The sequence below is a fragment of the Actinoplanes sp. NBC_00393 genome, assembly GCF_036053395.1.
Classification (GTDB): Bacteria; Actinomycetota; Actinomycetes; order Mycobacteriales; family Micromonosporaceae; genus Actinoplanes.
In genome coordinates, this window is sequence record NZ_CP107942.1 from 5,975,148 (window position 1) to 6,000,235 (window position 25,088).

The 25,088-nt window shown below is 70.1% G+C and carries 24 protein-coding genes; 11 read left to right on the forward strand and 13 right to left on the reverse strand.

Annotated elements, in window-relative coordinates:
* Window positions 1-143 precede the first annotated feature (143 nt).
* Window positions 144-1,127: an ABC transporter substrate-binding protein gene (locus OHA21_RS27830; protein ID WP_328459715.1), complete on the forward strand. Its 984-nt coding sequence runs from the start codon at window positions 144-146 to the stop codon at window positions 1,125-1,127.
* Here OHA21_RS27830 and OHA21_RS27835 read toward each other — a convergent pair.
* From OHA21_RS27835 to OHA21_RS27845, 3 genes are read right to left on the reverse strand one after another with little or no spacing between them, the layout of a single operon-like run.
* Complete coding sequence (locus OHA21_RS27835) at window positions 1,121-1,894, reverse strand: pseudouridine synthase (protein WP_328459717.1); 774 nt, start codon at window positions 1,892-1,894, stop codon at window positions 1,121-1,123. The genes OHA21_RS27830 and OHA21_RS27835 overlap by 7 nt on opposite strands.
* The gene (gene scpB, locus OHA21_RS27840) at window positions 1,863-2,954 is read right to left on the reverse strand and encodes an SMC-Scp complex subunit ScpB (protein ID WP_442875176.1); all 1,092 of its coding nucleotides are present in this window, start codon (window positions 2,952-2,954) and stop codon (window positions 1,863-1,865) included. Before scpB ends, OHA21_RS27835 begins: the two co-directional genes overlap by 32 nt.
* Window positions 2,948-3,982 carry a segregation and condensation protein A gene (locus tag OHA21_RS27845; RefSeq protein WP_328478569.1) on the reverse strand — a complete coding sequence of 345 codons (1,035 nt, stop codon included), beginning with the start codon at window positions 3,980-3,982 and terminating at the stop codon, window positions 2,948-2,950. The genes scpB and OHA21_RS27845 overlap by 7 nt, the downstream gene beginning before the upstream one ends.
* Window positions 3,983-4,102: 120 nt before the next feature.
* On the opposite strand from OHA21_RS27845, the gene OHA21_RS27850 reads away from it, so the two are divergent.
* Window positions 4,103-4,627: a GNAT family N-acetyltransferase gene (locus tag OHA21_RS27850; protein WP_328459721.1), complete on the forward strand. Its 525-nt coding sequence runs from the start codon at window positions 4,103-4,105 to the stop codon at window positions 4,625-4,627.
* A 49-nt stretch (window positions 4,628-4,676) separates the two neighbouring features.
* On the opposite strand, the gene OHA21_RS27855 is transcribed toward OHA21_RS27850, so the two are convergent.
* Window positions 4,677-4,850, reverse strand: a complete 174-nt coding sequence (locus tag OHA21_RS27855; RefSeq protein WP_328459723.1) for a hypothetical protein — start codon at window positions 4,848-4,850, stop codon at window positions 4,677-4,679.
* A 215-nt stretch (window positions 4,851-5,065) separates the two neighbouring features.
* On the opposite strand from OHA21_RS27855, the gene OHA21_RS27860 reads away from it, so the two are divergent.
* The 4 genes from OHA21_RS27860 (at window position 5,066) to OHA21_RS27875 (ending at window position 8,816) form a co-directional block, all read left to right on the forward strand.
* The gene (locus tag OHA21_RS27860; protein WP_328459725.1) at window positions 5,066-5,332 is read left to right on the forward strand and encodes an acylphosphatase; all 267 of its coding nucleotides are present in this window, start codon (window positions 5,066-5,068) and stop codon (window positions 5,330-5,332) included.
* 80 nt (window positions 5,333-5,412) lie between these two features.
* Window positions 5,413-6,414 (forward strand): acyl-CoA thioesterase/bile acid-CoA:amino acid N-acyltransferase family protein, encoded by a 1,002-nt coding sequence (locus OHA21_RS27865; protein WP_328478571.1) that lies wholly within the window; start codon window positions 5,413-5,415, stop codon window positions 6,412-6,414.
* A gap of 94 nt (window positions 6,415-6,508) precedes the next feature.
* Window positions 6,509-7,840, forward strand: a complete 1,332-nt coding sequence (locus OHA21_RS27870) for a hypothetical protein (RefSeq protein ID WP_328459727.1) — start codon at window positions 6,509-6,511, stop codon at window positions 7,838-7,840.
* Between the two features lie 10 nt (window positions 7,841-7,850).
* On the forward strand, window positions 7,851-8,816 hold the full coding sequence (locus tag OHA21_RS27875) for a GlxA family transcriptional regulator (RefSeq protein WP_328459729.1): 966 nt from the start codon (window positions 7,851-7,853) through the stop codon (window positions 8,814-8,816).
* Between the two features lie 74 nt (window positions 8,817-8,890).
* Here the strand turns inward: OHA21_RS27875 and OHA21_RS27880 are convergent, their stop codons facing one another.
* Window positions 8,891-12,286, reverse strand: a complete 3,396-nt coding sequence (locus tag OHA21_RS27880; protein ID WP_328459731.1) for a P-loop NTPase — start codon at window positions 12,284-12,286, stop codon at window positions 8,891-8,893.
* Window positions 12,287-12,400: 114 nt separating this feature from the next.
* Here OHA21_RS27880 and OHA21_RS27885 point away from each other — a divergent pair, with 114 nt between their 5' ends.
* Entirely contained in the window at window positions 12,401-13,138 is a 738-nt protein-coding gene (locus tag OHA21_RS27885) for a class I SAM-dependent methyltransferase (protein WP_328459733.1), read from the forward strand.
* Window positions 13,139-13,228: 90 nt separating this feature from the next.
* Window positions 13,229-13,978: a DJ-1/PfpI family protein gene (locus OHA21_RS27890; RefSeq protein ID WP_328459735.1), complete on the forward strand. Its 750-nt coding sequence runs from the start codon at window positions 13,229-13,231 to the stop codon at window positions 13,976-13,978.
* A 488-nt stretch (window positions 13,979-14,466) separates the two neighbouring features.
* Here OHA21_RS27890 and OHA21_RS27895 read toward each other — a convergent pair whose 3' ends face one another.
* The 6 genes from OHA21_RS27895 to ald form a co-directional block, all read right to left on the reverse strand.
* Window positions 14,467-15,351: an IS3 family transposase gene (locus tag OHA21_RS27895; RefSeq protein ID WP_328459739.1), complete on the reverse strand. Its 885-nt coding sequence runs from the start codon at window positions 15,349-15,351 to the stop codon at window positions 14,467-14,469.
* A complete protein-coding gene (locus OHA21_RS27900; RefSeq protein ID WP_328459742.1) occupies window positions 15,348-15,659 on the reverse strand; it encodes a transposase in 312 nt (103 codons plus the stop codon). Before OHA21_RS27900 ends, OHA21_RS27895 begins: the two co-directional genes overlap by 4 nt.
* Window positions 15,660-16,306: 647 nt before the next feature.
* A complete protein-coding gene (locus OHA21_RS27905) occupies window positions 16,307-16,984 on the reverse strand; it encodes a hypothetical protein (RefSeq protein WP_328459744.1) in 678 nt (225 codons plus the stop codon).
* Window positions 16,985-16,995: 11 nt separating this feature from the next.
* Window positions 16,996-17,928, reverse strand: coding sequence for a ParA family protein (locus OHA21_RS27910; protein ID WP_328459746.1), 933 nt, complete (start codon window positions 17,926-17,928; stop codon window positions 16,996-16,998).
* Between the two features lie 155 nt (window positions 17,929-18,083).
* Entirely contained in the window at window positions 18,084-18,989 is a 906-nt protein-coding gene (locus OHA21_RS27915; RefSeq protein ID WP_328459748.1) for a site-specific tyrosine recombinase XerD, read from the reverse strand.
* Between the two features lie 14 nt (window positions 18,990-19,003).
* Complete coding sequence (gene ald / locus OHA21_RS27920; protein WP_328459750.1) at window positions 19,004-20,119, reverse strand: alanine dehydrogenase; 1,116 nt, start codon at window positions 20,117-20,119, stop codon at window positions 19,004-19,006.
* Window positions 20,120-20,571: 452 nt separating this feature from the next.
* Between ald and OHA21_RS27925 the strand changes: the two genes are divergently transcribed.
* The gene (locus OHA21_RS27925) at window positions 20,572-21,729 is read left to right on the forward strand and encodes a barstar family protein (protein WP_328459752.1); all 1,158 of its coding nucleotides are present in this window, start codon (window positions 20,572-20,574) and stop codon (window positions 21,727-21,729) included.
* On the opposite strand, the gene OHA21_RS27930 is transcribed toward OHA21_RS27925, so the two are convergent.
* Window positions 21,730-22,131, reverse strand: coding sequence for a VOC family protein (locus OHA21_RS27930; protein ID WP_328459754.1), 402 nt, complete (start codon window positions 22,129-22,131; stop codon window positions 21,730-21,732).
* 43 nt (window positions 22,132-22,174) lie between these two features.
* Here OHA21_RS27930 and OHA21_RS27935 point away from each other — a divergent pair, with 43 nt between their 5' ends.
* Window positions 22,175-22,570 (forward strand): DUF4937 domain-containing protein, encoded by a 396-nt coding sequence (locus OHA21_RS27935; protein WP_328459756.1) that lies wholly within the window; start codon window positions 22,175-22,177, stop codon window positions 22,568-22,570.
* Between the two features lie 199 nt (window positions 22,571-22,769).
* Here OHA21_RS27935 and OHA21_RS27940 read toward each other — a convergent pair whose 3' ends face one another.
* Window positions 22,770-23,633, reverse strand: coding sequence for a CPBP family intramembrane glutamic endopeptidase (locus tag OHA21_RS27940; protein WP_328459758.1), 864 nt, complete (start codon window positions 23,631-23,633; stop codon window positions 22,770-22,772).
* Between the two features lie 83 nt (window positions 23,634-23,716).
* Here OHA21_RS27940 and OHA21_RS27945 point away from each other — a divergent pair, with 83 nt between their 5' ends.
* A complete protein-coding gene (locus OHA21_RS27945) occupies window positions 23,717-25,087 on the forward strand; it encodes an alpha/beta fold hydrolase (RefSeq protein WP_328459759.1) in 1,371 nt (456 codons plus the stop codon).
* Window position 25,088: the final 1 nt, after the last annotated feature.

Genomic DNA, 25,088 nt, shown 5'->3' on the forward strand with positions numbered 1-25,088 from the left:
GTCCGGAACTGGCGCTATCTCCTTCTTAAACAGTCCGACGCGGAATTGCACGGCAAATTGATTTGCGCATTGATCGACGATCACCTCGTTGTTATCGTTCACAACGATCCTCGACAATTTCGCTCTCATCAGGAGTATGTCCGATGCGTAGACGTTCCCTCGTGCTGCTCGGCGCCGCCGGTCTGTACTCGACGCTCACCGGCTGCGGCGACGACGAGGAGGGCTTCAACCTCAAGAACGCTCCGACCGGGACGATCACGCTCGGCTTCTCGCAGGTCGGCTCGGAGAGCGGATGGCGGCTGGCCAACACGAAATCGATTCAGAAATCCGCCGAATACCACAACATCGACTTGAGATTCGACAATGCCGAAGGCAGCCAGGAACGCCAGATCGCCGCCCTGCACTCGTTCATCGACGCCAAGGTGAACGTGATCGCCTTCTCGCCGGTCGTCGAATCCGGCTGGACCCAGGTGCTCACCCGCGCCCGCGAAGCCGGGATCCCGGTGGTCCTCACCGACCGGCTCATCGACGCCGCCGACGAGGATCTCTACGTCAGCTCGATCGGCGCCGAGTTCGTCTCCGAGGGCAACCTGGCCGCGCTCTACCTGGGCCTCGACTTCCAGACGACGAAGGGCCAGGTCAACGTCGTCGAGATCCTCGGCACACCCGACTCCACTCCGACGAAACAGCGCTCCCAGGGATTCGCCGCGACCGTCTCCCGGGACAACAAGCTGCGGGTCATCGACAAGGAGACCGGCAACTGGAGCAAGGAGGGCGGCGCCACGGCCATGCGCAAGCTGCTGCGCCGCAACCCGAAGATCGACGCCGTGTTCGCCCAGAACGACGAGATGGGCCTCGGCGCGGTCACCGTGCTGCAGGCCGCCGGCCAGGAGCCAGGCGAAAAGCCGCGGATCGCCACCGTCGACGCCACCAAAGCCGGCCTGCAGGGCCTGGTCGACGGCAAGCTGAACTACGTCGTCGAGTGCAGCCCGATCATCGGTGACCTGCTGATGAGCGTCGTGGTCGACCTGTTCCACGGCGGCAGCGTGGACAAGCGCATCGCGTCGGAGAAGGCGGTCTTCAACAAGGAATCCGCTGTCGCCGCCCTCCCCTCGCGCCCCTACTGAACGTCCGGGCCCTCGTCGCCGACGGCCTTGAACAGCGCGGCCACCTCGGCGTTCGACAGGTGACGGAAGCCACCGGGACGCAGGTCGCCGAGCCGGATCGGGCCGACCGCCGTACGGATCAGCCGGGTCACCGGGTGCCCGACCGCGTCCATCATCCGCCGCACGATGTGCTTGCGGCCCTCGTGCAGGACGATCTCCACCTGCGCGGTCTTGCCGATCGCGTCGACCAGCCGGAAGCTGTCGACCTTCGCTGGGCCATCCTCCAGGTCGACACCGGCCTGCAGGGCGCGGCCCACGCTGCGCGGCAGCGGCCCGACCACCTCGGCCAGGTAAGTCTTGGAGATCTCGTAGGACGGGTGCATCAGCTTGTGCGCCAGCCCGCCGTCGTTGGTGAACAGCAGCAGGCCCTCGGACTCGGCGTCGAGCCGGCCCACGTGGAACAGGCGCTGCTCGAAGTTCGCCCCGAGGAAGTCGGCGAGCTCGGTGCGGCCCTTCTCGTCGTCGAGGCTGGAGACCACACCCCGCGGCTTGTTCAGCGCGACGTAGACCAGCTTGGTGTTGGTGATCACCCGCTGCCCGTCGACGTGGATCTCCGCCGTGGCGGGGTCGACCTTGTCGCCGAGTTTGGCGACCCGGCCGTTGACGGTGACGCGCCGCCGGAAGATCAGATCTTCGCAGGCGCGCCGGGATCCAACACCGGCCGCCGCCAGGACTTTCTGGAGGCGTTCGGCGGTGTCAGCCTGAGGCATCGAGTACTTCTTCCACATCGTCGGGCAGGAACGGGGCGAGCGGCGGCAGCTGATCAACCGAGTTGAGCCCGAGCTTCTCCAGGAACAGGACCGTCGTCCGGTACAGATGTGCCCCGGTTTCCGGCTCGGTGCCGCACTCCTCGATCAGGCCGCGAGTGACCAGCGTACGCATCACGCCGTCACAGTTCACACCGCGGATGGCCGAGATGCGCGAACGGGTCACCGGCTGCTTGTAGGCGACCACGGACAGTGTCTCCAGCGCCGCCTGGGTCAGCCGCACCGACTGCCCGTCCAGCACGAACCGCTCCACGTACGTGGCGTACTCCGGCCGCGTGTAGAACCGCCAGCCACCGGCCACCCGCCGCAGATCGATGCCGTGCCCGGCCGCCGTGTACCGCGCCGAGATGTTCTCCAGCGCCCGCGCCACCCGCTCCACCGGCTGTTCCATCACCTGGGCGAGCTGGAGCTCGCCGGCCGGCTCATCAACCACCAGCATGATCGATTCCAGGGCCGCCGCCAGCTCGGCATCATCAAGAACCGTCGGGGTACGCGCGAAGCCGTCCCCAACCGCAGCGAGATCGTCCCGCGACCCCCGGGCCTGGGCAGGCACCGTGCGCTGGGCAGGGGTCGGCGCCGAAACGCCGGTGAGTTCCGGCTCACCTGGCGACACCGGCGCATCCACCGGAACGGCCTCGCCCTCGCGCTCGCCGTCCTCGTCCGCGCCGTCCTCGTCCGCGGCCTCCTCGATCGGCTCCGGCAGCGGCAGCTCCGGCCCGACCTCTTCCTCGGACGGCTCCGGCTCGTCCCCCTCCGGCACGTCCTGGGGCGCGTCGATCGCCACCAGCGGCCGGACCTCGCCCGCCGGCTCCTCGTCCTTTTCAACCGTCAGGTCTGCGTCGCCCGATTCATCCACCGGGTCCGCTTCGTCCGCGTCGTCCCACTGCTCGCCGGCCGCGTCGTGCTCGGCCTCGGCAGCGGCCTGATACTCCCGGTCCGGTTCCCGGCTGCGCTCCCACGGTGGCACCCAGGCCGCCGCCTGCGCGGCCAGGGATTCGGGACGCTCCTCGCTGCTCACGATCTCTCCTCCACCGCCGCCGGCCCGGTGGCCGGATCATCACCCGAGCCAAGATCACCATGCGGAGGGTGCGCGTCAAGCTCAGCCTCGGGAGTTTCGTCCGAACCGGTGGTCTGCGCGGCATCATCGGGTGCCGGTTTGGTGCCCTCGTAGTCGTCGATGTCCAGCTCACCGCCGACATCGTCGCCGCCGATCCAGCGCACGGTCAGCTCGTCCAGCGACACCGGCTGCTCGAAGTCGATCAGCCCCTCGCGGTACAGCTCCAGCAGCGCCAGGAACCGCGCGACCACCTCCAGGGTGTTGTCGCAGTCGGCGACCAGCAGGCTGAACGTCGCGGTCCCGGCCCGGCGCAACCGGTCACGCAGCAACGCCGCGTGCTCGCGGACACTGACCCGCACCTGGTGGATGTGCGCGATCGAGACCTGCGGCGGGCCGGGTTTCGGCAGGAACTGCTTGAGCGCCATCTTCAGCAGCCGCTCCGGCCCGATGCCCAGCACGAGCTCGGGGAGCGCTTCGGCGTACCGCGGCTCCAGCGAAACCATCCGCGGCCAGCGACGCGCGCCGGTGGCCTCGAGTTCCGCGATGTGCGCGGCTGCTTCTTTGTAGGCCTTGTACTGCAGCAGCCGGGCGAAAAGCAGATCGCGCGCCTCCAGCAGGGCGAGGTCCTCCTCGTCCTCGACCTCGGCGGCCGGCAGCAGCCGGGCCGCCTTGAGGTCCAGCAGGGTCGCCGCGACCAGCAGGAACTCGCTGGCCTCGCCGAGATCCCAGTCGTCGCCCATGCCCCGGATGTACGCGATGAAGTCGTCGGTGACCTGATGCAGCGCCACCTCGGTAACGTCCAGCTTGTGCTTGCCGATCAACTGGAGCAGCAGGTCGAACGGGCCGGTGAAGTTGTCCAGCCGCACCGTGAACCCGCTGGACTCGGCCTCCGCGACGACCGGTTCAGCGGTGTCGACAGGCCCGGCGGGTTCCACGACCGCACCGGGTGGCGACAGGACAGGCTCTTCAGGCACGTGCCGACCGTAGACCATGCCGGTCACGACCTGTTCCGGGCTCACGCTGTCGGTCCTCCAGATCTTCGCCGGACAGCTTCCGCACGTTCCAACGTCGCAACGGGTGACCGGTTGCTGTTCCGCGGTTACGCTGCCGCGATGCGGTCACTGATCTCTCCACGCCTCCTGCTGCGCGAGTGGGAGGACAAGGACACCGACTTCATCTTCGACATGTACTCCCGCCCGGAGGTCGTCCGCTACCTGGGCTCCAACCCACAGGTGCTGCGCGATCGCGCGGAGGCGCTCGCGAAGCTGGCGAGCTGGCGTGATCGGCAGGACGACGTGCACGCGATCTGGGCGATCCAGGACCGGCGCAGCGGACATCTGCTGGGCACCGCGCTGCTGGTCCGGCTCCTCGCCTCCGGCGATCCGCCACAACCCGCCGAGGAGACCGAGGTCGGCTGGCATCTGCACCCGGACGCCTGGGGGAACGGGTACGCCACGGAGGCGGCGAACGCTGTTCTCGCGTACGCGGCCCGGATGGGCGTGCCCACCGTCCTCGCGGTGACCTGGCCGGAGAACACCGCCTCGCAGGCGGTGTGCCGCCGCCTCGGAATGCGGCATCTGGGCCAGACCGACCGGTACTACAACATGACCTGCGAACTGTTCACCAACGAAACCTGAACGGCCGCGAGCAGTCGGGCCGCCGTCTTTCGGCGGCGGCCCGGTGCCGTCACTTCTTCTTCTTGTCCTTCTTGGACTTCGGGCCCTTGGCCTTGGCGTCCGCCTTGGCGGCCTTCGCCTTCGCCTTGGTCTTCTCGGCCTTCGCCTCGACCTTGGCGGCCTTGACCTTGGTCTCGTCCTTGGCCTTCGTGGCCTTGGCCTTAGCGCTGTCCTTCTTCGCCATGGCGGCCTCCCCTCGATCTCACACCACGCGCGACCGGGTGGCCTGCGCGAAGTGACTCTAGACGCGAACCGTAAATTCGTCGTTGACGTCCCAGAATTGAGATGTTCACCATTCGTTTTATCGGCGGATGCGGGTACAGCCGCCACAGATCGCCGAACGCGGGATTCCGGTTTCTTTCGACGCTATCCATCCCGAACGCGGCATAGGGTCGTTCCGTGATCCGAAAGCGAGTTCTGGTCTCCGGCACCGTGCAGGGCGTGTTCTTCCGGGACACCTGCCGCCGCGTCGCCGGGCAGCAGGGCGTCACCGGCTGGGTGCGCAACCTACCGGACGGCCGCGTCGAGGCCGCCTTCGAGGGCGACCCCGAAGCCGTCGAACGCCTGGTCACCTGGTGTCGCACCGGCCCACCGGACGCCCATGTCACCGCCGTCTCCGTCCACGACGAGCCCCTCGCCGACGCCACCCACTTCGAGATCCGCTGACACCCGGGCTCCCTCACCGCGCCTCAGCGCCGGCTGATCGGGATGGAGGGCGGCCGTACCATCGACGGCGATTGTCCGGAGTGGATCGGGGGCGCCGATGCGAGCAACGCGGATGGCTGCGGCCCTGCTCGTCGTCGCGGCGACCATTCCGGCCTGCTCCGATCAGGGCGGCGCCCGCCGCCTCGACCGGCGGCACCTACCGTGGCGCCGACCCGATGGGCCTGCTCTGGTCGATGGCACCGCCGCGCGGCGACGCCGACCGCGATGCTTTCCGCTCGCGCGATCCGCAAGCCGAGGCTGCCTTCGAGGTACGCCTGACCGCCTCCGCCGGCGACGCCGGAATCAACACCACCCTCCGCCGGCGCTGGCTGCTCCCCGGCGTCACTCACCGCCCGCTGGCCCTCGCCTCCGACGGCCTGATCGGCGACCTCTACCTGCCGGCCGGCGACCGTACCAACCGGCCCGTGCTGGTGTTCGGCGGCTCCGAGGGCGGCAATGCCCAGAAGTGGACCGCCGCGCTGCTCGCCTCGCACGGGCATCCCGCGCTCTCCCTCGCCTATTTCGGCGAACCGGGCCTGCCACCGACGCTGAACGACGTCCCCCTCGAATACTTCACCCGCGCCGCCCGGCTCCTCGGCGGCAGGACCGGGACGGTCGCTGTCGTCGGCTACTCGCGCGGTACCGAGGCCGCCCTGCTGCTCGCTCAGCGGCACCCGGACCTGATCGGGGGCGTGGTCGTCTACGCGCCCACCGACCTCGTGTACGGCGGCTACCCCGAGAAGTCCCGCCCGGCCTGGACCGACGCCGGCCGGGCGGTGCCGCTGGGCCGCATCGCGGTGGACCGGGTCAGCGGCCCGGTCCTGGCGATCACCGGCGGCGAGGACCGGCTGTGGGACTCCACCGGTGCGGCCGGCGCCTGGCTGCCCGGCTTCCCGGCCTGCAGCAGCTGCACTATCCGTCGGCCGGTCATGGCGTCGGCACCTTTCCGCATCTGCCCACCGGCACCGATCTGGTTGCGCCGGGCGGCGGCTCGCGGTCGGCGGATCAGGCTGCCCGCGTTGACAGCTGGCCGCGCGTGCTGACGTTTCTCGGCGGCGTGCCATGACCGGTTCGGGGGGTTCCGTGGGTGGCGCGCACCGTCCACGGTGAAGGGTGCAGTCCGTCCGAGGAGGAGACATGCCGAAATACGACGCGGTGATCGGCATCGACGAGGCCGGCCTCAACGAGGTCATCCGCTCGGTGTACGACGCCACGCACGACCTGCTGCTCACCGGCAGCCTGCCGATCGCCCTGCCGGCACTGTCGGTGACCCGCATCGACTACGACCTGGCCAGCCCACCGGTGGTCACGCTGGCCCCGTCCGACGACGTCCGCACCTGGCATCGCGCGCTGCTCGACCAGATCGCCGACGGCAGCGCCGACCAGGCCGCCGTGGCCGCGTCCCGGGCCTCGTTCGAGCTGGTCGTGCCCCGGGTCGACCTCACCCTGCACTTCAGCGACGGCGAACCGACCAGGCTGGAGGCGTCACTGCACGCCGGCCTGCAGATGATCGTCGAAGCCGGCGGCGTGCTCACCGCCGACCTGGTGACGCTGCGAGTCGATGTGCCCGGCAACCCGGTGATGACCCAGATCGTCAACCGCGGCGTCGTGCCCGAGTTGACCAGGCTGATCGAGCAGACGTTCCTGCGCCCGCTGCGCATCCCGCCGCTCGGCCTGGGCACGCTGCAGGTGGCGCCACCGGCCGTCGCGACCGGCGAGGGCCGGCTGCTGGCCACCACCGCCCTGCTGCCGGGCCAGCCCGAGGTGGCGCCGCTCGCCGGGGCCTGGCCGGAGCGCAAGGCGTTCGTCGCGGTCCGGGCGCCGCTGCTCAACCGGCTGCTCGACAACGCGGCCGCGGCGTACCCGGTGACCGGCGACTGGTCCACCCAGATCCGGCTGTTCCCGGTCGACGTCACGGTGAACGCCGAGTACACGGCCCGGTTCTCGGCTTTCGAACTGGACATCATCCCCGGTCAGAACGGGCGGCTGCGCGGTTCCGCCCGCGTCGACGTCGACCTGCACCTGTGGGCCAAGCCGGTGGGCTGGTCGTTCGACGGGACCGCCACCGCGCACCCGACCGTACGGGTCACCGCCTCGGTCAACGCCGCCAACGAGGTCGTGATCAAACTGGACCGGCTGGAGGCGGTGACCTTCGATTTCGACTTCAACGGCGTACCCGGATTTCTCGACAACCTGCTGCGCATCGTGGTGAACGCGCTCGCCCCGGTGATCACCGCGGCGGTCGAGGGGCAGATCGCCAAGGTGCCGCCACAGCCGGTCACCCGGATCCCGGACTTCCGGATCCCGCTCGACGAGGCGACCGTGGTCGTCACCCTCCAGGACGTCGACATCAGCACCCTGCCCACCCCCGACGACAAGATCTGCCTGGCCACCACAGGCGGCGCGACGGTACGGCTGGAGCCGCACACCGTGAAAACCACGTTCCATCCGGATACCCCCCAGGGGTAAGCTCGCCGGTATGGATGAACGACTGTTCCTGGTCGTCGGGTACGACGGGGCGGAACTGCTCGACATCGCCTGCGTCACGTCCGCGCTGCACATCGCCAACCGGATCGGCGCCACCCCGGCGTACCGGACGGTGCTCGCCACCCTCGGCCAGCAGGCCCTGGGCTGCGACTCCGGGCTGCGGCTGGAGGCACAGGCGATCCTCGAACGGGTCAACGAGCCCATCGACACCCTGCTCGTGTCCGGTGGGCTCGGGCACGAGCGGGCGGCCGCCAATCAGTACCTGGTGAGCCACGTCCGCCGCCTCGCCCCGCTCGCCCGCCGGGTCGCCGCCGTCTGCACCGGCGCCACCGTCCTCGCCGAAGCCGGCCTGCTCACCGAGCGGCGCGCCACCACCCACTGGATGTACGCGGACCGCCTCGCCTCGAACTACCCGGATGTGCTGGTCGACCCCGAGCCGATCTACATCCGGGACGGCCACGTCAGCACCTCCGGCGGCGTGACCAGCGCCCTCGACCTCACGCTGGCCTTCATCGAAGAGGACAACGGTCCCGCGATGGCCCGCGGCGTCGCCCTCGGCACCGTCGCCTACCTGCAGCGGCCGGGAGAGCAGTCGCAGGTCAGCATGTTCCTGGCCCGGCGCAGCAGCGACGACTTCGTGGTCCGGCGGGCGACCGACCACATCGTCGGCCACCTCAACGGCGACCTGACCACCGGTACCCTGGCCCGCCGCGCCGGCGTCAGCGAACGCCACCTGTCGCGGCTCTTCCTGACCTATGTGCACCAGACCCCGGCGCAGTTTGTCCGCCGGGCCCGCACCGAGGCCGCGGCCCACCTGCTGACCACAACCGAGCTGCCGCTGGCAGCGGTGGCCAGGCGGTGCGGTTTCGGCTCCACCGAGTCATTGCGGCAGGCATTCCTGGATCGGTACGCGGTACCGCCGTCCCGCTACCGCACAGCCGCCGCCACCGCAGGCTGACCCACCCCTGGCGCTGGCCTTTCGCAGCCGCCCACCGCGGCCAACCATCAACGACCTGCGCCGGACCCGGCGATCTACCACGCGCTCCCGTCGTCGGCCACTGACTCATCATCCGACGTTGCCGAACCCGAAGTGGCGCCTACGTCCGGCCCACCATCTCCGTCGGCCACGCCATCCGCTGTGGATCCGTCGTCCGGTGTGAACATGTCATCCGGCCCGTCGGCATCGTCCCCAGCAGGGGCGATATCCGGCTCAGGCGGAATATCGGTATCGGGCGCATTGTCAGACCCAGACGTATCGGCCGGATCGGCAGGATCGGCCGGGTCTGGCTGCGCAATCGAATACGCCGGAGCCATGCGGCCCGGCAGGGTAGGCAGCCCGGTCAGTGTCGGAATGTCGGTCGGTGTCTGTGGCCCACCCACCGGCGTCCGAGTCACCGTCGGCAACGGCGACCGCGTCGGACGAGGCCTCGATGTCACGGCCGGCGCTTTCGGCGCAGCGGTCCGCACCGGCGGTGCAGCGGTCCGCCCCGGCTGCGCGGCCGTCCGCACCGGCTGACGGCCAGCGGATGGGCTATCAGCGGATGGGCTATCAGCGGATGGGCTATCGGCACGCCGCCCACTCCGACCTTCCGTCCTTTTCGGACCAACCACCTGGTCACGCTTCGGAAGTGCGGTGCCGGTGTTGCTACGGGTCGGCGTGGGTGACGGCACGAACGCCGGCTCCCCGATCGAGGCCGGCGGCTCCGGCACCGGCGGCGCGGCAGCTGCCCCTTCGGCCGGGGCAACACCAGGCTCCCCGGCCTCACTCTCCGGGATGATCGCCAGCAGCGGAGAGGCAAGCGCGACCACCGCTGCCCCTACGGCGATGCCCCGCGCCGGCCCAGGATTCTCACGCACCAGCCGCACTACAGACCCCACGACCGGCAACCGCAGCACTCCCCGCCGGACCCAGCCGGGCGCGGGACGCCGGACCCAGCCGGGCGAGGGACGCCGGACCCAGCCGGGCGAGGGACGCCGGACCCAGCCGGGCGAGGGACGCCGAACCCAGCCGGGCGAGGGACGCCGAACCCAACTCGGCGAAGTAAGCCGGAACCGACCCAGCAAGGGACGACGGCCCCGCGCCGCCGACGGACGGCCCACCCACGCCGACGAAGAACGACGCACCCAGGCCACCAGCGAACGACCCGCCCGAACCGGCGAGCAACGACGCAACCAAGCAACCAGCGAACGGGCCGCCCACACAGGCGAACGACGTCGGACCAAGGCCACCAGCCAGCTGCCGATCCACGCTGGCGAGCAACGACGAGCCCAGGTCATCAGCGAACGGCCAGCCCACGCCGGCGACGGAAGTCGCAGCCAGTTCAGCGGGAGACGCCGGGAGCGGCGCGGGGAGGACGGCACCGCGACGGGCACGAGGGCTCCGGCGGACGACCGAGCTCCGACCTCTGCCAGAACGCCTGGCACCACCGGCCGCTCCGGCCGCGGACGCAGCGACTCGGAGTCGGGTTTGGGCTGTTCGGGCGTACCCCGCCGGAGCCTGCTCAGCGCAATGCCCACCGCGACCGTCGCATCGGAGAGTGACTGGCGGAATCTGCGGCCGCGCGCCGCCTCACCGTCATAGATCGCGTCCAAGGCCGCGTGCAGCGGTTGCGCCGCAGCCTCATCCACCAGCCCAGCCGCGAACCACGCCGGATATGCCAGGCGCTTCGGATAGCGCCGCACCAGCGTGTCGATCACCCAGGCGGCAGTCTCTCCGCCCGCCCTCGCCAGCACAGTGAGCAACTCACATGCTTGACGTTCCGTGAGGATCGGCACTACTCGATCCAGCATCCGCGGATCCGCCGCCAACTCAACAGCGACCAGATGCTCGTGCAACGGCCGCGGGCGCAACGCCGCGCATTGCCAGCCCGGCTCACCGTAGAAATCGGACAACCACTGCGCCGCAGCCGCCTTCACCGCCGGCGGCTGATCATCCAGCAGGGGTACCCGCTCGAGCAGATCCGACAGCCGCTCCCCCGGCCCCCGCCGAACCGTGCACAACGTCGCCACCGCAACCGTCTGCCGCAGCACCGCGGCATCCAGCCCACCGAGCTCATACGTAGTCCGGGCCCGCCGCAGCCAGTACCGCGTCTCATGCTCCAGCAGAACCTGCACGGCATCATCGCCGGGCACCGGATCCACCGCGTTCATCAGCCGTGCCATCGCCTCCATGTGGACCGCGAGCACGTTGCCGTACCGATCATCGCCCAGCGACGGCACCTCGATCGACGCCCGCGAAGCCACTCCCAGCCGCTGACCAAAAGCGGTCACCGCTCGCCGGAACGTCGTCGGCCAGGCATCCAGCGGCCCGAGCCTCTCGGTCACCGCGCCAAGATCATCACCCGGCAGCAGAGCAGCGAACGGATCGCTTTCCAGGGCGAGCTCATGCAGCCAATCCCCACCGGTACGCGCAACGAGCAACAACCGCACCCGCTGCTGCTCCGGAAGCTCGCCCACCAGGCGCTCAAGCCGTTCCCGCTGCTTGTCCGCCTCGTCGACGACCACCAGCAACGGCTCCCGAACGTCCCGCAACCGCTCGAACAGCCCGCCCGGCGCATCCTCGCGTAACTCCACGACAAGCCACCCGGCCCGCCCCGCCTCCCGCGCGAACTCCCGAGCCAGCCGGGTCTTGCCCTGCCCACCCGGCCCGGTCAGCACCCGCACAGCCGCGTCGCCCCCGTCGAGCCAGTCCCGCAGGCGCCCGAGTTCCTCCTCGCGACCGTGGAACGGCACCACCTCGGCCTCAGCCCGCAGCAACCCGGCCGGACTCACCCGCACCGGCACCGGACGGCTACGCAGCCCGGCCACCTCGACCGGTTCCAAAGCCGGCGCGCCACCGTCGCCCCAGACCGCGGCCGCAAAGCCCGCATCGGCGAGCAGCGCCTCCACCGGCACCGCGATGAGCCGACGACTCCGCTCCTCCGGCGGATCCTCGACGATCAGCCCGGCCAGCAGGCTTTCGGAGAACAATCCCGCCCCGGCCATGCCTTTCCACAACGTCCGCCCACCCGGCCGCAGCCACGATTCGACGTGCACGGCGATCCGCTCGTCATCTTCCTCGAGCGACCCCACAGCCTGCGCCCAGTCCCGGATCCCGCCGTGCGCGTCGGGAAAGCCGGCCACCTCCGCCCGGACCCCGGACATCCCGGTGACGAACCGCCCCCACCGCAGACCAGGCAGATTCGGCGGCACCCAGTCACCGTCCGGAATGTGCAGCACGGCGGCGTCGAGTTCCTCCGACCGCCAGCGCACCTCAGCCGGATGACAGGTGTTCTCGTCCGCCCCCGGGAACCGCACCAGCACGTCGCCGGTCGGCAGCAGATGATTCGCGGTCAGCACCGTACGGTCGGTGAGCAGCAGACCGGAGCCCGCCGGATACGGCAGTGGCCCGGTCTCCGGGTCGCAGGTGTAGATCTCGCAGACGCGCACAGCACCACCCCGGAGCTCTGACCGGCACAAACGCATACGACAACTGCGCACGCTGCGGCGAGAGGCGCGGCTGTCCGGTAGCCGACATCCGAGATCACCGGTAGACATGGACTCATGTCACTTCTCGACGACCCCGGATTGTTCGGCCGGCAGTGGGCGCCCCACTACGACTCGCCCGGCCTGCCCGACCCGGCGCCGGCCGTGGAGTTCCTGGCCGGCCTCGCCGACGGCGGCCCGGTCCTGGAACTGGCGATCGGCAGCGGACGGGTGGCCCTGCCGCTGGCCGCACGCGGCATCCCGGTTGAAGGCATCGAGGCCTCACCCGAGATGGTCGACCTGTTGCGCGCCAAGCCGGGCGGCGCCGACCTGCCGGTGACCATCGCCGACATGGCCGACGTGCCGGTCGACGGCAGCTACCCGCTCGTCTACCTGGTCTTCAACACCCTGTTCAACCTGACCGTCCCCGGCCGGCAGGAGGATTGCTTCCGCAACGTCGCCCGCGTCCTGGCACCCGGCGGCGCGTTCGTCATCGAGGCCTTCGTCCCCGATCCGGCCCAGTTCGACCGCGACGAACAGCAGGTCCAGGTGTGGTCGGTGACCGAGGAGTCGGTCAGCGTACGCCTGCACCGTTACGACCGCGCGGCCCAGACCTTCCTCCGCCAGACGCTGGTCTTCAGCGACGGCGGCGTGAAGCTGGAGCCGTTCGGCATGCGCTACCAGTGGCCGGAGCAGATCGACGCCTTCGCCGCCGACGCCGGCCTCCACTTGGAGGCCCGCTACGCCGACTGGGCCGGCGAGCCCTTCGCCCCGGACAGCACCACACACATCTCCGTCTATCGCAAGCCGGCTTGATCGCAGCAATCCGGCACCGCTGCACACAGATTCGGACCGATCCCACCGCACCTACGGCGATCGACACACCCGCACGCCCACGATCGACCCATGCAGATCGCCATCGTCCTCTACCCAGGCCTCACCGCCCTGGACGCCATCGGCCCCTACGAGTTCCTGCGCTCCCTCCCCGGCGCCGAGGTCCGCTTCGTCGGCCCCGAACCCGGCCCGGTAGTTGCCGACAGCGGAGTCCTGTTCCTCGGCATCACCCACACCTATGCCGAAACTCCCCGCCCGGACATCGTCCTGGTACCCGGCTCCGGCCCCTGCACCGCCACCGCCATGGCCGACGAAGACCTGCTCAACTGGCTGCGCCAGGTCCACGAAACCACCCAATGGACCACGTCGGTCTGCACGGGCGCACTCATCCTGGCCGCCGCCGGCATCCTGACCGGCAAGCCGGCCACCACCCACTGGACCGTCCAGCGCGCATTGAGCGCATTCGGAGCAGAACCCCGCAAAAACGACCGCATCGTACGCTCGGGCAAAGTAGCCACCGCCGCCGGCGTCTCAGCCGGCCTGGACCTCGGCCTCTGGCTGGTAGGCGAAATCGCCGGCCGCGACCACGCCGAAATGGTCCAGCTCTACATCGAGTACGATCCGCAGCCCCCGTTCGACGCCGGCCATCCCACCAAGGCCCGCAAGGAAACCGTCGACCGCGCTTTCGCCCTGAGCCGCAAAATAGCCTTCACCCCGTCCCAGATGCGAGCCGCAGCCACAGTCGCCTGGCGCCAGACGTTGTCCGCCTTCCGCAAACCAAGAACAAACGCCACCCCACCGAACCCAACCCACCCCAGCTGACCACCAACGCTGCATCCCGCCGCCCGAGACAACCCTGACCGTCAGCCCAGCCCGCCCAGCTGACCCCCAGCGCTGCATCCGGGCACTTTAAGGAGCGCTAGCCGTCAGCCCGGCCCGCCCGGCTGACCAACAACGCTGCATCCCACCGCCCGAAGCAGCACTCACCGTCAGCCGGTTCGCTCGGCTGACCAACAACGCTGCATCCCGCCGCCCGAAGCAGCACTCACCGTCAGCCGATTCGCTCGGCTGACCAACAACGCTGCATCCCACCGCCCGAAGCAGCACTCACCGTCAGCCGATTCGCTCGGCTGACCAACAACGCTGCATCCCACCGCCCGAAGCAGCACTCACCGTCAGCCGATTCGCTCGGCTGACCAACAACGCTGCATCCCACCGCCCGAAGCAGCACTCACCGTCAGCCGATTCGCTCGGCTGACCAACAACGCTGCATCCCATGAAGTTCCACCCCGGGACCGGACACCGGAGTTTCATGCCGCGAGGGCGATGGGTGGACGGTAGCAGACACGTGCTTCGCGTGGTGTCTGGTGGTTCACGGTGGAATGCAGTCTTTTGTTGTTGTAGTAGTTGATGTAGGCGAACACCGCCCGGCGGGCCTCGGCGCGGGTCGCGAAGACCCGGGTGCCGATCTCGGCTTTGAGGCTGGCGAAGAAGGACTCGGCGACGGCGTTGTCGAAACACGACCCGGTCCGGCCCATCGATGGCCGCATGTTCAGCCTGGTCAGCGTCGCCCGGAACGTGCTGGAGGTGTACTGGCTGCCGCGGTCAGAATGAAAGACCGCCCGCCGGTGGACCAGGCCGCGGCGGTGGGCCAGCTCGACGGCGTCGCAGACCAGTTCGGCGCGCATGTGCGTGGCCATGGCGTGCCCGATGACCTCCCGGTTGAACAGGTCGATCGTGGTCGCCAGATACAGCCAGCCTTCGACGGTGGGCAGGTAGGTGATGTCACCGACCAGCCGCCGGCCCGGCGCTGCGGCGGTGAAGTCACGGCGGATCAGGTCCGGTGCCGGCGCGGCCTTGGCGTCGGGCCGGGTCAGCGACCGCCGCCGGCGTCGGGTGATCCCGGCGAGACCGCGTTCACGCATGACACGTTCGACGCGCTTGCGGTTGATGCGCAGCCCGCGGCGGCGCAGCTCGGCGCTGACCCGCGGGGACCCGTAGCCGCGATGCTCGGCCTGGATCTGCCGGATCAGGGTGGCGAGGTGCTCGTCGTCGGCCTGACGCACCTGCCTCGCCGGTTCGGCGGCCAGCCACTCGTAGTAGCCCTGCCTGCGCTTGACCGCCAGCACACGGCACAGCCGTGCCACGCCGTAGACAGCGTGGTGCTCAGAGATGAACCGGTAGCGGTGGATCAACGACCCATCTCCTTCGCAAAATAGGCGGCCGCTTTCCGCAGGATCTCCTTCTCCGTCTCCAGCTCGGCGACCTTGCGCCGCAGCCGGCGCAACTCGTCTCGCTCGGCGCCGCTCAGCTCGCCGTCGTCCGTACCGCGGTGGCCGGCACGCTGCTCCTCGGCACGTTTCGCGGCGTTGACCCAGCCGCGCAGGGTCTCATGGTTGACACCGAGCTCACGGCCGACGTCACGGATCGTGCGGCCCGCAGAACGGACCAGCTCGACCGCGTCCCGACGGAAATCCTCGGAATACTTCGAAGGGCGGGGCACCCGGACATCCTTCCCCCAGACCACTGTCTGGTTTCAAGGTGTCCGGCTCGAAGGTGGAACCTCACCACCGCCCGAAGCAGCACTCACCGTCAGCCGATTCGCTCGGCTGACCAACAACGCTGCATCCCACCGCCCGAAGCAGCACTCACCGTCAGCCGATTCGCTCGGCTGACCAACAACGCTGCATCCCACCGCCCGAAGCAGCACTCACCGTCAGCCGATTCGCTCGGCTGACCAACAACGCTGCATCCCACCGCCCGAAGCAGCAGTGACCGTCAGCCGGTTCGCTCGGCTGACCGGCAGGGCTGTATCCGGGCGATTGAAGCAGCGTTGGCCGTCAGCCGGGCATGATCGACGCGTCGGCGCGGAGGTGCGGTAGGGGCGGGGAGGCCGGGACCCGCGGCGCTCACCGTGACCAGGTGAGGTTTTGGGGCGGTGATGGCCCACGTAGGGATCAAGCCTGACCGCCCGGAGTGGGCCATCACCGCCCCAAAACCGTCCCCGCCCGCGAGCGCAACCGAGCAGCCTCCGCGGAAGCGGAAGCGGGACCACAGGGTGAGCCCGGAACGGGCGCTGGGGCGCCGGGGACGGCACCCAGGTCGCTCAGGGTGCAAGGGGACGGATTCGTCGCGCGTACTGAAAAGGGTCTAAGCCCAAACCCGCAGGAAAAGCGCGCCCAGAATGTTGAGGATCATGAGCAGGATGGGCAGGCCGAGGGGGAAGAAGGCGCAGATCAGCAAGATCAGTACGCCGATGTTCTTGTCCTCGAACCAGAGGCGCATCCAGTTCATGCTGGCCCCGGGGCGGCGCAGCGCGAACCACAGGATGCCGAAACCGTCGAGCGGTGGGATCGGGATGAGCGCCAGCAGGCCGAAGGCGAGCAGGCCGACGCCGAGGGAGAGCAGGATCTGTTCGGCGTAGGGCAGGCCGACGCCGCGCAGGACGTCGCCGATGCTGGCCAGGGAGAGGACCGCTTCCGCGTTGGCCGGGAAGATCACCGCGTAGGCGGCGATGAGCAGCTCGCCGGCGAGGATGCAGGTGACCGGCCCGGCGGCGAAGACCGCTGCGGCCCGGCCGCGGCCGCGGTAGCGGGGTACCTCGTCGACGGTCAGCTGCCGGCCCCAGCCCATTCCGCCCACCGCGGCTGATACCGCACCGAACGGGTCGATGTCTTCGCGCAGGCGCAGGCCCAGGGCCTGACGGCGTTCGGCCAGGCCGACTGTGCGCGCGGTGAACCGCATGGCGACTGTGCGCAGCAGCAAGCCGAGCAGGAATGCGGCGACCAGGGCGACGAACGCAACCGGTTCGCCGAGCGCGAAGAGCACGGGTGGGTGACCTAGCCTCGTTCTGTTTTGGCGGCGATGACCTCGCGAGCGAGCTGACGGTAGTTGCGGGCGCCGGACGACGCGGGATCCAGCGTAGTGATCGGAGCGCCGGCAACGGTCGACTCCGGGAACTTGACCGTCTTCGTGATGACCGTCTGGTACACCTTGTCGCCGAACGCCTCGACGACCCGCTGCAGCACCTGGCGGCAGTGGGTGGTGCGGGAGTCGTACATGGTGGCGAGGATGCCCTCGAGTTCGAGGTCGAAGTTGAGCCGCTCACGCACCTTGTCGATGGTGTCGAGCAGCAGGGCCACGCCGCGCAGCGAGAAGAACTCGCACTCCAGCGGGATGAGCACGCCGTGCGCGATGGTCAGCGCGTTGATCGCCAGCAGGCCCAGGGAGGGCTGGCAGTCGATCAGGATGAAGTCGTACTCCTTGCGGACACTCCGGAGGGCCCGCGCCAGGGCCATCTCCCGGGCCACCTCGTTGACCAGCTGGATCTCGGCCGCGGACAGGTCGATGTTGGCCGGCAGCAGGTGCAGACCCGCCACGTCGGTCTTGATGATGACGTCCTCGGTGGCGACGTCGTCCTGCATCAGCAGGTTGTAGACGCTCAGGTCGAGGTTGTGCGGGTTGACGCCGAGGCCGACCGAGCAGGCGCCCTGCGGGTCGAAGTCGACGAGCAGGACCTTACGGCCGTACTCCGCCAGCGCGGCGCCGAGGTTGATGGTGGTCGTCGTCTTGCCGACGCCACCTTTCTGGTTGGCCAGCGCGATGATGCGGGCCGGGCCGTGCCGGTCGGTGGGCATCGGCTCGGGGATGGGGCGGCGCATCGTGTACGCCGTGGGGTCGGCTGGGCCCAGGTCGGCGCCGAGATCGAGGGAATTCTGCTGTTCGCGGAGCGTAGAGGTCCAGGCTTCCGCCCGCTCGCCGTTCCCTGACATGTTCCCGCCCCCCTCCCGACTCGCCCTCAACCGGGTTTCATTCAGTTTTCCGCCGCGGGGCTAGCGCAGCCGGAACTGATGCCCGACTGTACGCCACGGTTGCCGCCCTAAAGGGGTCAGCCTTTCGGCGTGTCGCACCTACGGGTACGCAGCTTCTAACGAGCCCGTGGGTGAGACGTCGCGTACACCTCTCGGAGACGCTCGACGGTCACCAGCGTATACACCTGCGTCGTGGTCACCGACGCGTGTCCCAGCAGCTCCTGGACGACCCGGACGTCGGCGCCGCCGTCGAGCAGATGGGTCGCATAGGAGTGACGCAACGTGTGCGGGCTCACCGCGTACGGACCGTCCACCGGCAACCCGGCCTCGGTGGCGCAGCGGTGCAGGACGGTCCACGCGCTCTGCCGCGACAATCGTCCACCTCGGGCGTTCAGGAAGATCGCGGGCGTTCCCTTGCCGGCTGCGGCGAGCAGCGGGCGGGCGCGTACCAGATAGGCCTGCAACGCGGCCCGCGCGTAACCGCCGACCGGGACCACCCGGGTCCGCCCGCCCTTGCCCCGCAGGATCGCGGTCGGTCCAGGGTCGAGCGAGTCGAGCGACAGGTCGTCGATGTCGGCGCCGACCGCCTCGGAGATGCGGGCCCCGGTGCCGTAGAGGAACTCGAGGATGGCCCGGTCGCGCAGTCCGAGCGGCGAGTCGGTCCCCGGTACGGCCAGCAGCCGCCCCACCTGATCCACGTCGAGGGCTTTCGGCAGCCGTTTCGGGGGCGCCGGTGGGCGTACATCCGCTGCCACGTCGTGCGGCACCAGCCGCTCCCGGACCGCGAAGCGGTGCAGCCCGCGCACCGCGCTGATGGCCCGCGCCGCCGACGCCGACGCCAGGCCCTCCTCGCGCAGCCCGGCCAGGTGCGCGGTCACATCGGCCGCACGCACCTGCCCGAGCTCGTCGATCCCGGCCGCTGCCAGCGCCTGCGCGTAACGCTCCAGGTCGCGGCGGTAGGAGGCCAGGGTGTTGCGCGACAGGCCCCGCTCGACACCGAGATGGTCGAGGTAGGCCTTCATCGCCGTCTCGACAGTCAGCGGAGCACCTCCGTCAGGGGTATCGCGCGCATCCCGTGCGCCTCGCCCACCGGACCGTAGACGACCTGCCCGTCGAACGTGTTCAGGCCGGCCGCGAGCGCCGGATCCCGGACCAGCGCGTCGCGCCAGCCCTGGTTCGCCAGCTCCAGAGCGTACGGGAGGGTGACGTTGGTCAGCGCGTAGGTGCTGGTGTGCGGCACCGCCCCCGGCATGTTGGCCACGCAGTAGAACATCGACTCGTGCACCCGGTAGGTCGGGTCGTCGTGGGTGGTCGGCCGGGAGTCCTCGAAGCAACCGCCCTGGTCGATCGAGATGTCCACCAGCACACTGCCCGGTTTCATCCGCGACACCAGGTCGTTGGAGATCAACGTCGGCGCTTTCGCGCCGGGCACCAGCACCGCCCCGATCACCAGGTCGGCGTCGAGGACGGCTTTCTCGATCTCGTACGCGTTCGACGCGATCGTCTGGATGTGCCCCCGGTAGTCGGCGTCGGCCGCGCGCAGCCGGGCCACGTTCTTGTCCAGCAGCAGCACCTCGGACTGCATGCCGAGCGCGATCGCCGCGGCGTTCATCCCGGACACCCCGGCGCCGATCACCACGACCTTCGCCGCGTACACCCCGGGCACGCCGCCCATCAGCACGCCGCGACCGCCGCCCTGACGCATCAGGTGGTACGACCCGACCTGCGGGGCGAGCCGCCCGGCCACCTCGGACATCGGGGCGAGCAGCGGCAGCGACCGGTCCGCCAGCTCGACCGTCTCGTACGCGATGCCGGTGACCTTCCGGTCCAGCAGCGCGTCCGTGCACTCCTTGGACGCGGCCAGATGCAGGTACGTGAACAGCACCTGCCCGGCCCGCATCCGGTGGTACTCCTGCGCGATGGGCTCCTTGACCTTGAGGATCAGGTCGCCGGTCTGCCACACCGCGTCCGCGTCCGGCAGGATCGTCGCTCCTGCCGCCCGGAAGTCCGCATCCGTGATCGACGACCCGAGACCTGCGCCGGCCTGCACATACACGTCGTGGCCGGCGCGGGCGAACTCGAAGACGCCCGCCGGGGTGATCGCCACCCGGAACTCGTTGTTCTTGACCTCGCTGGGAATGCCGACCTTCACGAGCCGACACCGTCCTCTCTCAACGCTGAGCTAGTCCCTTGCGCGGAGAGTACCGTTCCCGGTCACTGGCAGGAGTGTGTTCGCCTGCTGGTCAGTGCGCCTGTCCCGAACGGTTCTGGGCAGGCTGGTCGCCCGCTTTCGCCGGCCCGGCTGGTGTAGGCCGGATCGACCGCGACGATGCTGATTCCGGCCTCGCACGCCTGCGCGACCCGCCGGTCACGGAGCTTCGCGGTCGGGAACCGGCTGACCAGTTGCCGGAAGCCCGGCCGAGTTGGCGGATGAGGCGAACGCAGCCCACGCCCGCCCCGCCATGATGACCACCAGCGTAACGCCTATTCACCGGCGTTCCCCGGCACACAACCGACATTCCCGGCGCAGCAACTCACACCCCCGACGAAAGGCCCGATATCCGCGATTACCCCCCGTTGGGGGCGAGGCGGTACGGTCGCCCGGTGATCGGCACTCCCTGGATTCTGGTCGACGAGACCATCGACGACAGTGACAACGTCGTCGCCACGTGCGCCGACATCGACGGACTGTTCGCCGACCCGCCCGAGCCGCCGGTCGAGCGTTACACGCTGCTCGACTGCACCCCGGCCGGCCGGCTGCGCGCCGCCTGTGACGGCAGCGGCCCCACCTGGCTGGGCAATATCGGTCTGGAGGCGGAGTACCCGCCGGATTCGTTCGTCGCCGAGCTGCTCGACGTCACCGTCCTGAAGAGCAGCCGCACCGGACGGCACGGCCCCTTGGACGTGATCCTCGAGGGACGGCTGCGCCAGCCCCCGAAGCGGGCCCCGGAAGCCGACAGTTTCCTGCTCACCGGCATCGACGCGGACGGCGAGGACGACTTCGGCGCCTGCGCCGGGATCGACGGCGTCATCCGCGACCGGCCCGGCCCGCCGCCGCGGCCGGCCGCCCTGCTCGGCTGCCGGCCCGGCACCCGGCTGCAACGCGCCATCGACGTGCTGGAGCGCGGCGGCGCCCGGCACCGGCGCTGGGTGAACGCGTCGATCTTCAGCGCCGACCGGGACGGCACCGCCACCCGGCTGCTGGACACCGGTCTCGGCGCCGAGGTGGCCGCGGTCCGCCCGTCGGCGCTCGGCGACGGTCTGGTCGATGTCACGTTCGAACCGACGTACGCCGACGCGGTCGGACCGCCCCGCCCGGCCCGCGCCCGTGAGGTCTGGCAGCGCTGGCAGCAGGGCCGCCCCACCGAGCCGGCCGGCTGGGCCGGGTACGACCGGGAGCTGCGGCAGGAGTGGGCCGGCGCCGCCCTGGCCCACCACCGGCACGGCCCGGACCGCAAGCCCGGCGCCACCGTGTACCTCGACGGCCGGCACGTCACCGACGAGGAGGGCTTCTACTGCGCGATCGGTGAGGCGGTCAACGGGCCCGGCGGCTACTTCGGCTGGAACCTGGGCGCGCTGCACGACTGCCTGCGCGGCGGGTGGGGCCTGTCGCCCGGTTTCCGGCTGGTCTGGCACGACTCGGCGGTGGCCCGCAAGCACCTGGTGCCCGGTTACGACCGGCGCTGGTGGGCGCCGTCGCTGACCATGGAACAGCTGCTCGAGCTGCTGGCCGCGGACGGCGCCGACGTCGACCTGCGCTGATCAGGATCCGACAAAGATGCAGAACAGGTGGCCGTCCGGGTCCTCGTAGACCCGCAGCGGCTCCTCCGGGTCATCGCTGCGGTCGAACCGCACCGTGCCGCCCAGCTTCAGCACCCGCTCGTGCTGCCGCTCGAACTCCTCGACCGAATCGACCGCGGTGTCCAGGTGCATCTGCTGCGGGATCGCGTCGTCCGGCCAGGTGGTCGGCTTCATCCCGTCGCTCTGCTGGAAGGCGAGCCGCCACGATCCGTCCGGAGCGAGCAGGACCAGCCAGTCCTCCCCCTCCTGTGGCGTCTCGTCGCCGGGCCGATACTCCAGGCCGAGCAGCTCCCGGTAGAAATCCGCGGACTTGCGGACGTCACGGCTGTCCAGAACGAAAGATCTCAGCTTCGGAAAGCTCACGCCGTCCTTTCTACCCCGGTTTCCCTCTGCTAAGCAGAGACGGATGCTGATCAAATGGGTCTCCTGCACGACCACCGACCCCGCGGCCTTCGCCACCGCCCAGGCCGGCTGGAACGCGCTGCGTGACCTGCCCGGTTTCCTCGGCCAGGCCGGCGGCTGGAGCCAACACGAGCCCGGTCGCGCGCAAATCATCGGCTGCTGGCACGACCAGGCCGCCTACCGGGCGTTCATGTCCGGCGCGCACGACCGAATCGCCGCCGGTCAGGCCGGCACCTACGACACCATCCAGGTCCGGATCTTCCCGGCCCGCCAGGACATCGGCCGCCCGTTCTCGCCCGGCTTCGCCGAGGCGATCCTGGAGCAACTCACTGGCGACCAGATCCGGCTCGACTCCGCCTGGACCGTGCTCCCCCAGCGGTCAGCCATCCGGCCCGGCTGACGCTCAGCGTCCCTCCCGCCCGCTGGAGCGGCACTGGGCGTCAGCCGGGCCGGGCGCTGACGCCCAGCCACCTGCATGAGCCCGGCGGTCGCGCTGGGGCCGGGAGTGGGCAGCGGGCTCGCGCGGTGCGGCGGGACGGGTCGAATTCGGCGGGGGCGGCGCGGACCCGTACCGGAAAGGGGTTTGATCTTGAAGTTGCTCAGACGAAGAGCGGAAGCAGCGCCAAGGCGTTGATCGCGCCGTGGACCAGCAGGATCGCCCAGACGTTGCGGTACCGCGACCACAGGTAGCCGGCGAACAGGCCGAGGCCGCCGTTGGAGACCAGGATCAGCAGGGTGATGTCGAAGAACGGGCCGTCGCCGAAACGGTGTACGTGCATCAGCGCGAACAGCAGCGCGGCAGCGGTGATCGCCGGCCACCGCCCCCACAGCGCTTCCATGCGGGTCTGCAGGATCACCCGGTAGAAGATCTCCTCCAGCACGCTGGCCGTGAGAAAGGTGAACAGCATCCCGACCGCCAGCGTCACCCGATCCCAGTCCTCGTAACCGGACAGGTCCTGCGCACCGACCAGCGGGCTGTAGAAGTAGAGATAACCCCAGGCCAGGATGACCACGGCCGGGCCCAGCCAGTGCCACAACCGGGGGATCCGGTGGCGGTGCTCCCGCGCGCCCGACCGCCCGGGGATGCGGCGCAGCACCAGCCAAGCGCCGACCAGCAGCACCAGGACCTTGGCGACCGGGTACAGGTCGGCGAGGTCCAGCGGGCCGCGCACCAGCAGCCCGACGAGCGGAAACACCAGCGCCAGGCCGAGCAGCCAGCGAACCTGCCGGCCCAGCACGTCCCGCTCGGGGCCGGTGGCCGGCTCCAGCTCCGGCAGCCGGGGCGGCACCAGGCGGATCAGCAGCAGGCCGACCAGGAACGGCACGGCGATGGCGGCCAGCGGCACGGTGTCGGCCTCCGCGTCGGCGGACACGGCGAGCTGAGTCCGTCCGGTGAGCCACAACAGCACCGGGGCCGCGGCGATCAGGACGAGGCCGGCGGCGGTCAACACCCTGGTCCGCATCGCTCCATTGTGGTTATTGCCGGACCCCTACGGTGTCCCCTCGGGGCGATTCCGGATATGTCACGCCGCAACCGGCGACCACGATGAGGCGCATGGTCCTTTTTCGATCTGTCGCCGCTCTTCTGCTGCTCACGCCGGGTGTCGCCCACGCTCGGCCGCCGACACCGGCGCTCGACTGGGGCGACTGTCCGAAGGGCGGCGAGGCGGTGGAATGCGCCGATCTGCGCCTGCCGGTCGACTGGTCAGAACCGGACGGCGAGACGTTCGAGCTGTCCGTGGCCCGGCGGACTGCGCCCCACCCGATCGGGACGCTGGTCTTCCTGCCGGGCGGGCCGGGCGACTCCGGGGTCAACCGGGTGATCGCCGGTGACCGGTTCAGCGACGAGTTGCTCGACCGGTTCGACATCGTGAGCCTCGATCCGCGTACCGTCGCCGGCAGTGAGGCCCCCACCTGCGCGCCGGCGCCGGTGTCGGAACGCCCGCCGGTGATCCTGCGCGACCAGGCCGACTTCGACGCCACCGTGAAGCACAACCGCGCCTTCTGGGCGCGGTGCCGGGCCACCAGCGCGGTCTTCGACCACGCCGACACCAGGACCGCGGTGTACGACCTGGAAGCACTCCGCCGAGCCCTGGGCGAGTCCACCCTCACCCTCCACGGCAGCTCCTACGGCACGCTGCTCGGCCAGCAGTACGCCGAACGCTTCCCCGGCCGGGTCCGCGCGCTCACCCTGGAAGGCGTCTTCGACCACAGCCTGGACCTGCCCACCTTCGTCCGCACCCAGGCGCTCGCGGTGCAGGACTCGTTCGACGAGTTCGTGGCCTGGTGCGACCGGGCCGGCCCGTGCCCGCCCGACGTCCGCACCACCTGGCGTGCCGTTCTGGAACGGGCTGACCAGGGCGAATACGAGCCCTACACCGCGTTCGACGTGGCCGCCCTGCCGCTCGGCACCCTGCAGGAGCCCGACTGGCCGGCGCTGGCCGCCGCCATCACCGCCCTCGCCGAGGGCCGTACCGAAGGTGTCCTGCGCCCGCTGCCGCCACTGGCGCCCGCGATCGCCTGCGCCGACTTCCCGGTGCCGGTGCGCGACTTCCGCGAGTACCGCAGGCTGCTGCGGGCAGCCGCCCAGGCCGGACCGGACATCCGGTACGGCGCCGGCCTACTGGCGATCTCCACCTGCCTGGGCTGGCCGCAGCCGCCGGCCAACCCGCCGCACCCGCCGCGCATCCACACCCGGACGCCGGTGCTGCTGCTCAACGCCCGGCACGATCCGCGTACCGGTCATGAGTGGGCGGCGCACGTCGCCGCGCAGCTGGGCCGGCACGGGCGGCTGGTCACCTACGAGGGCTGGGGGCACGGCGTCTACCAGGCCACCGACTGTACGGAGGCGGTCGTCGACCGATATCTGATCGATCTGACCGTCCCGCCGCGTGGATTCACCTGCCCGATTCGGTAGG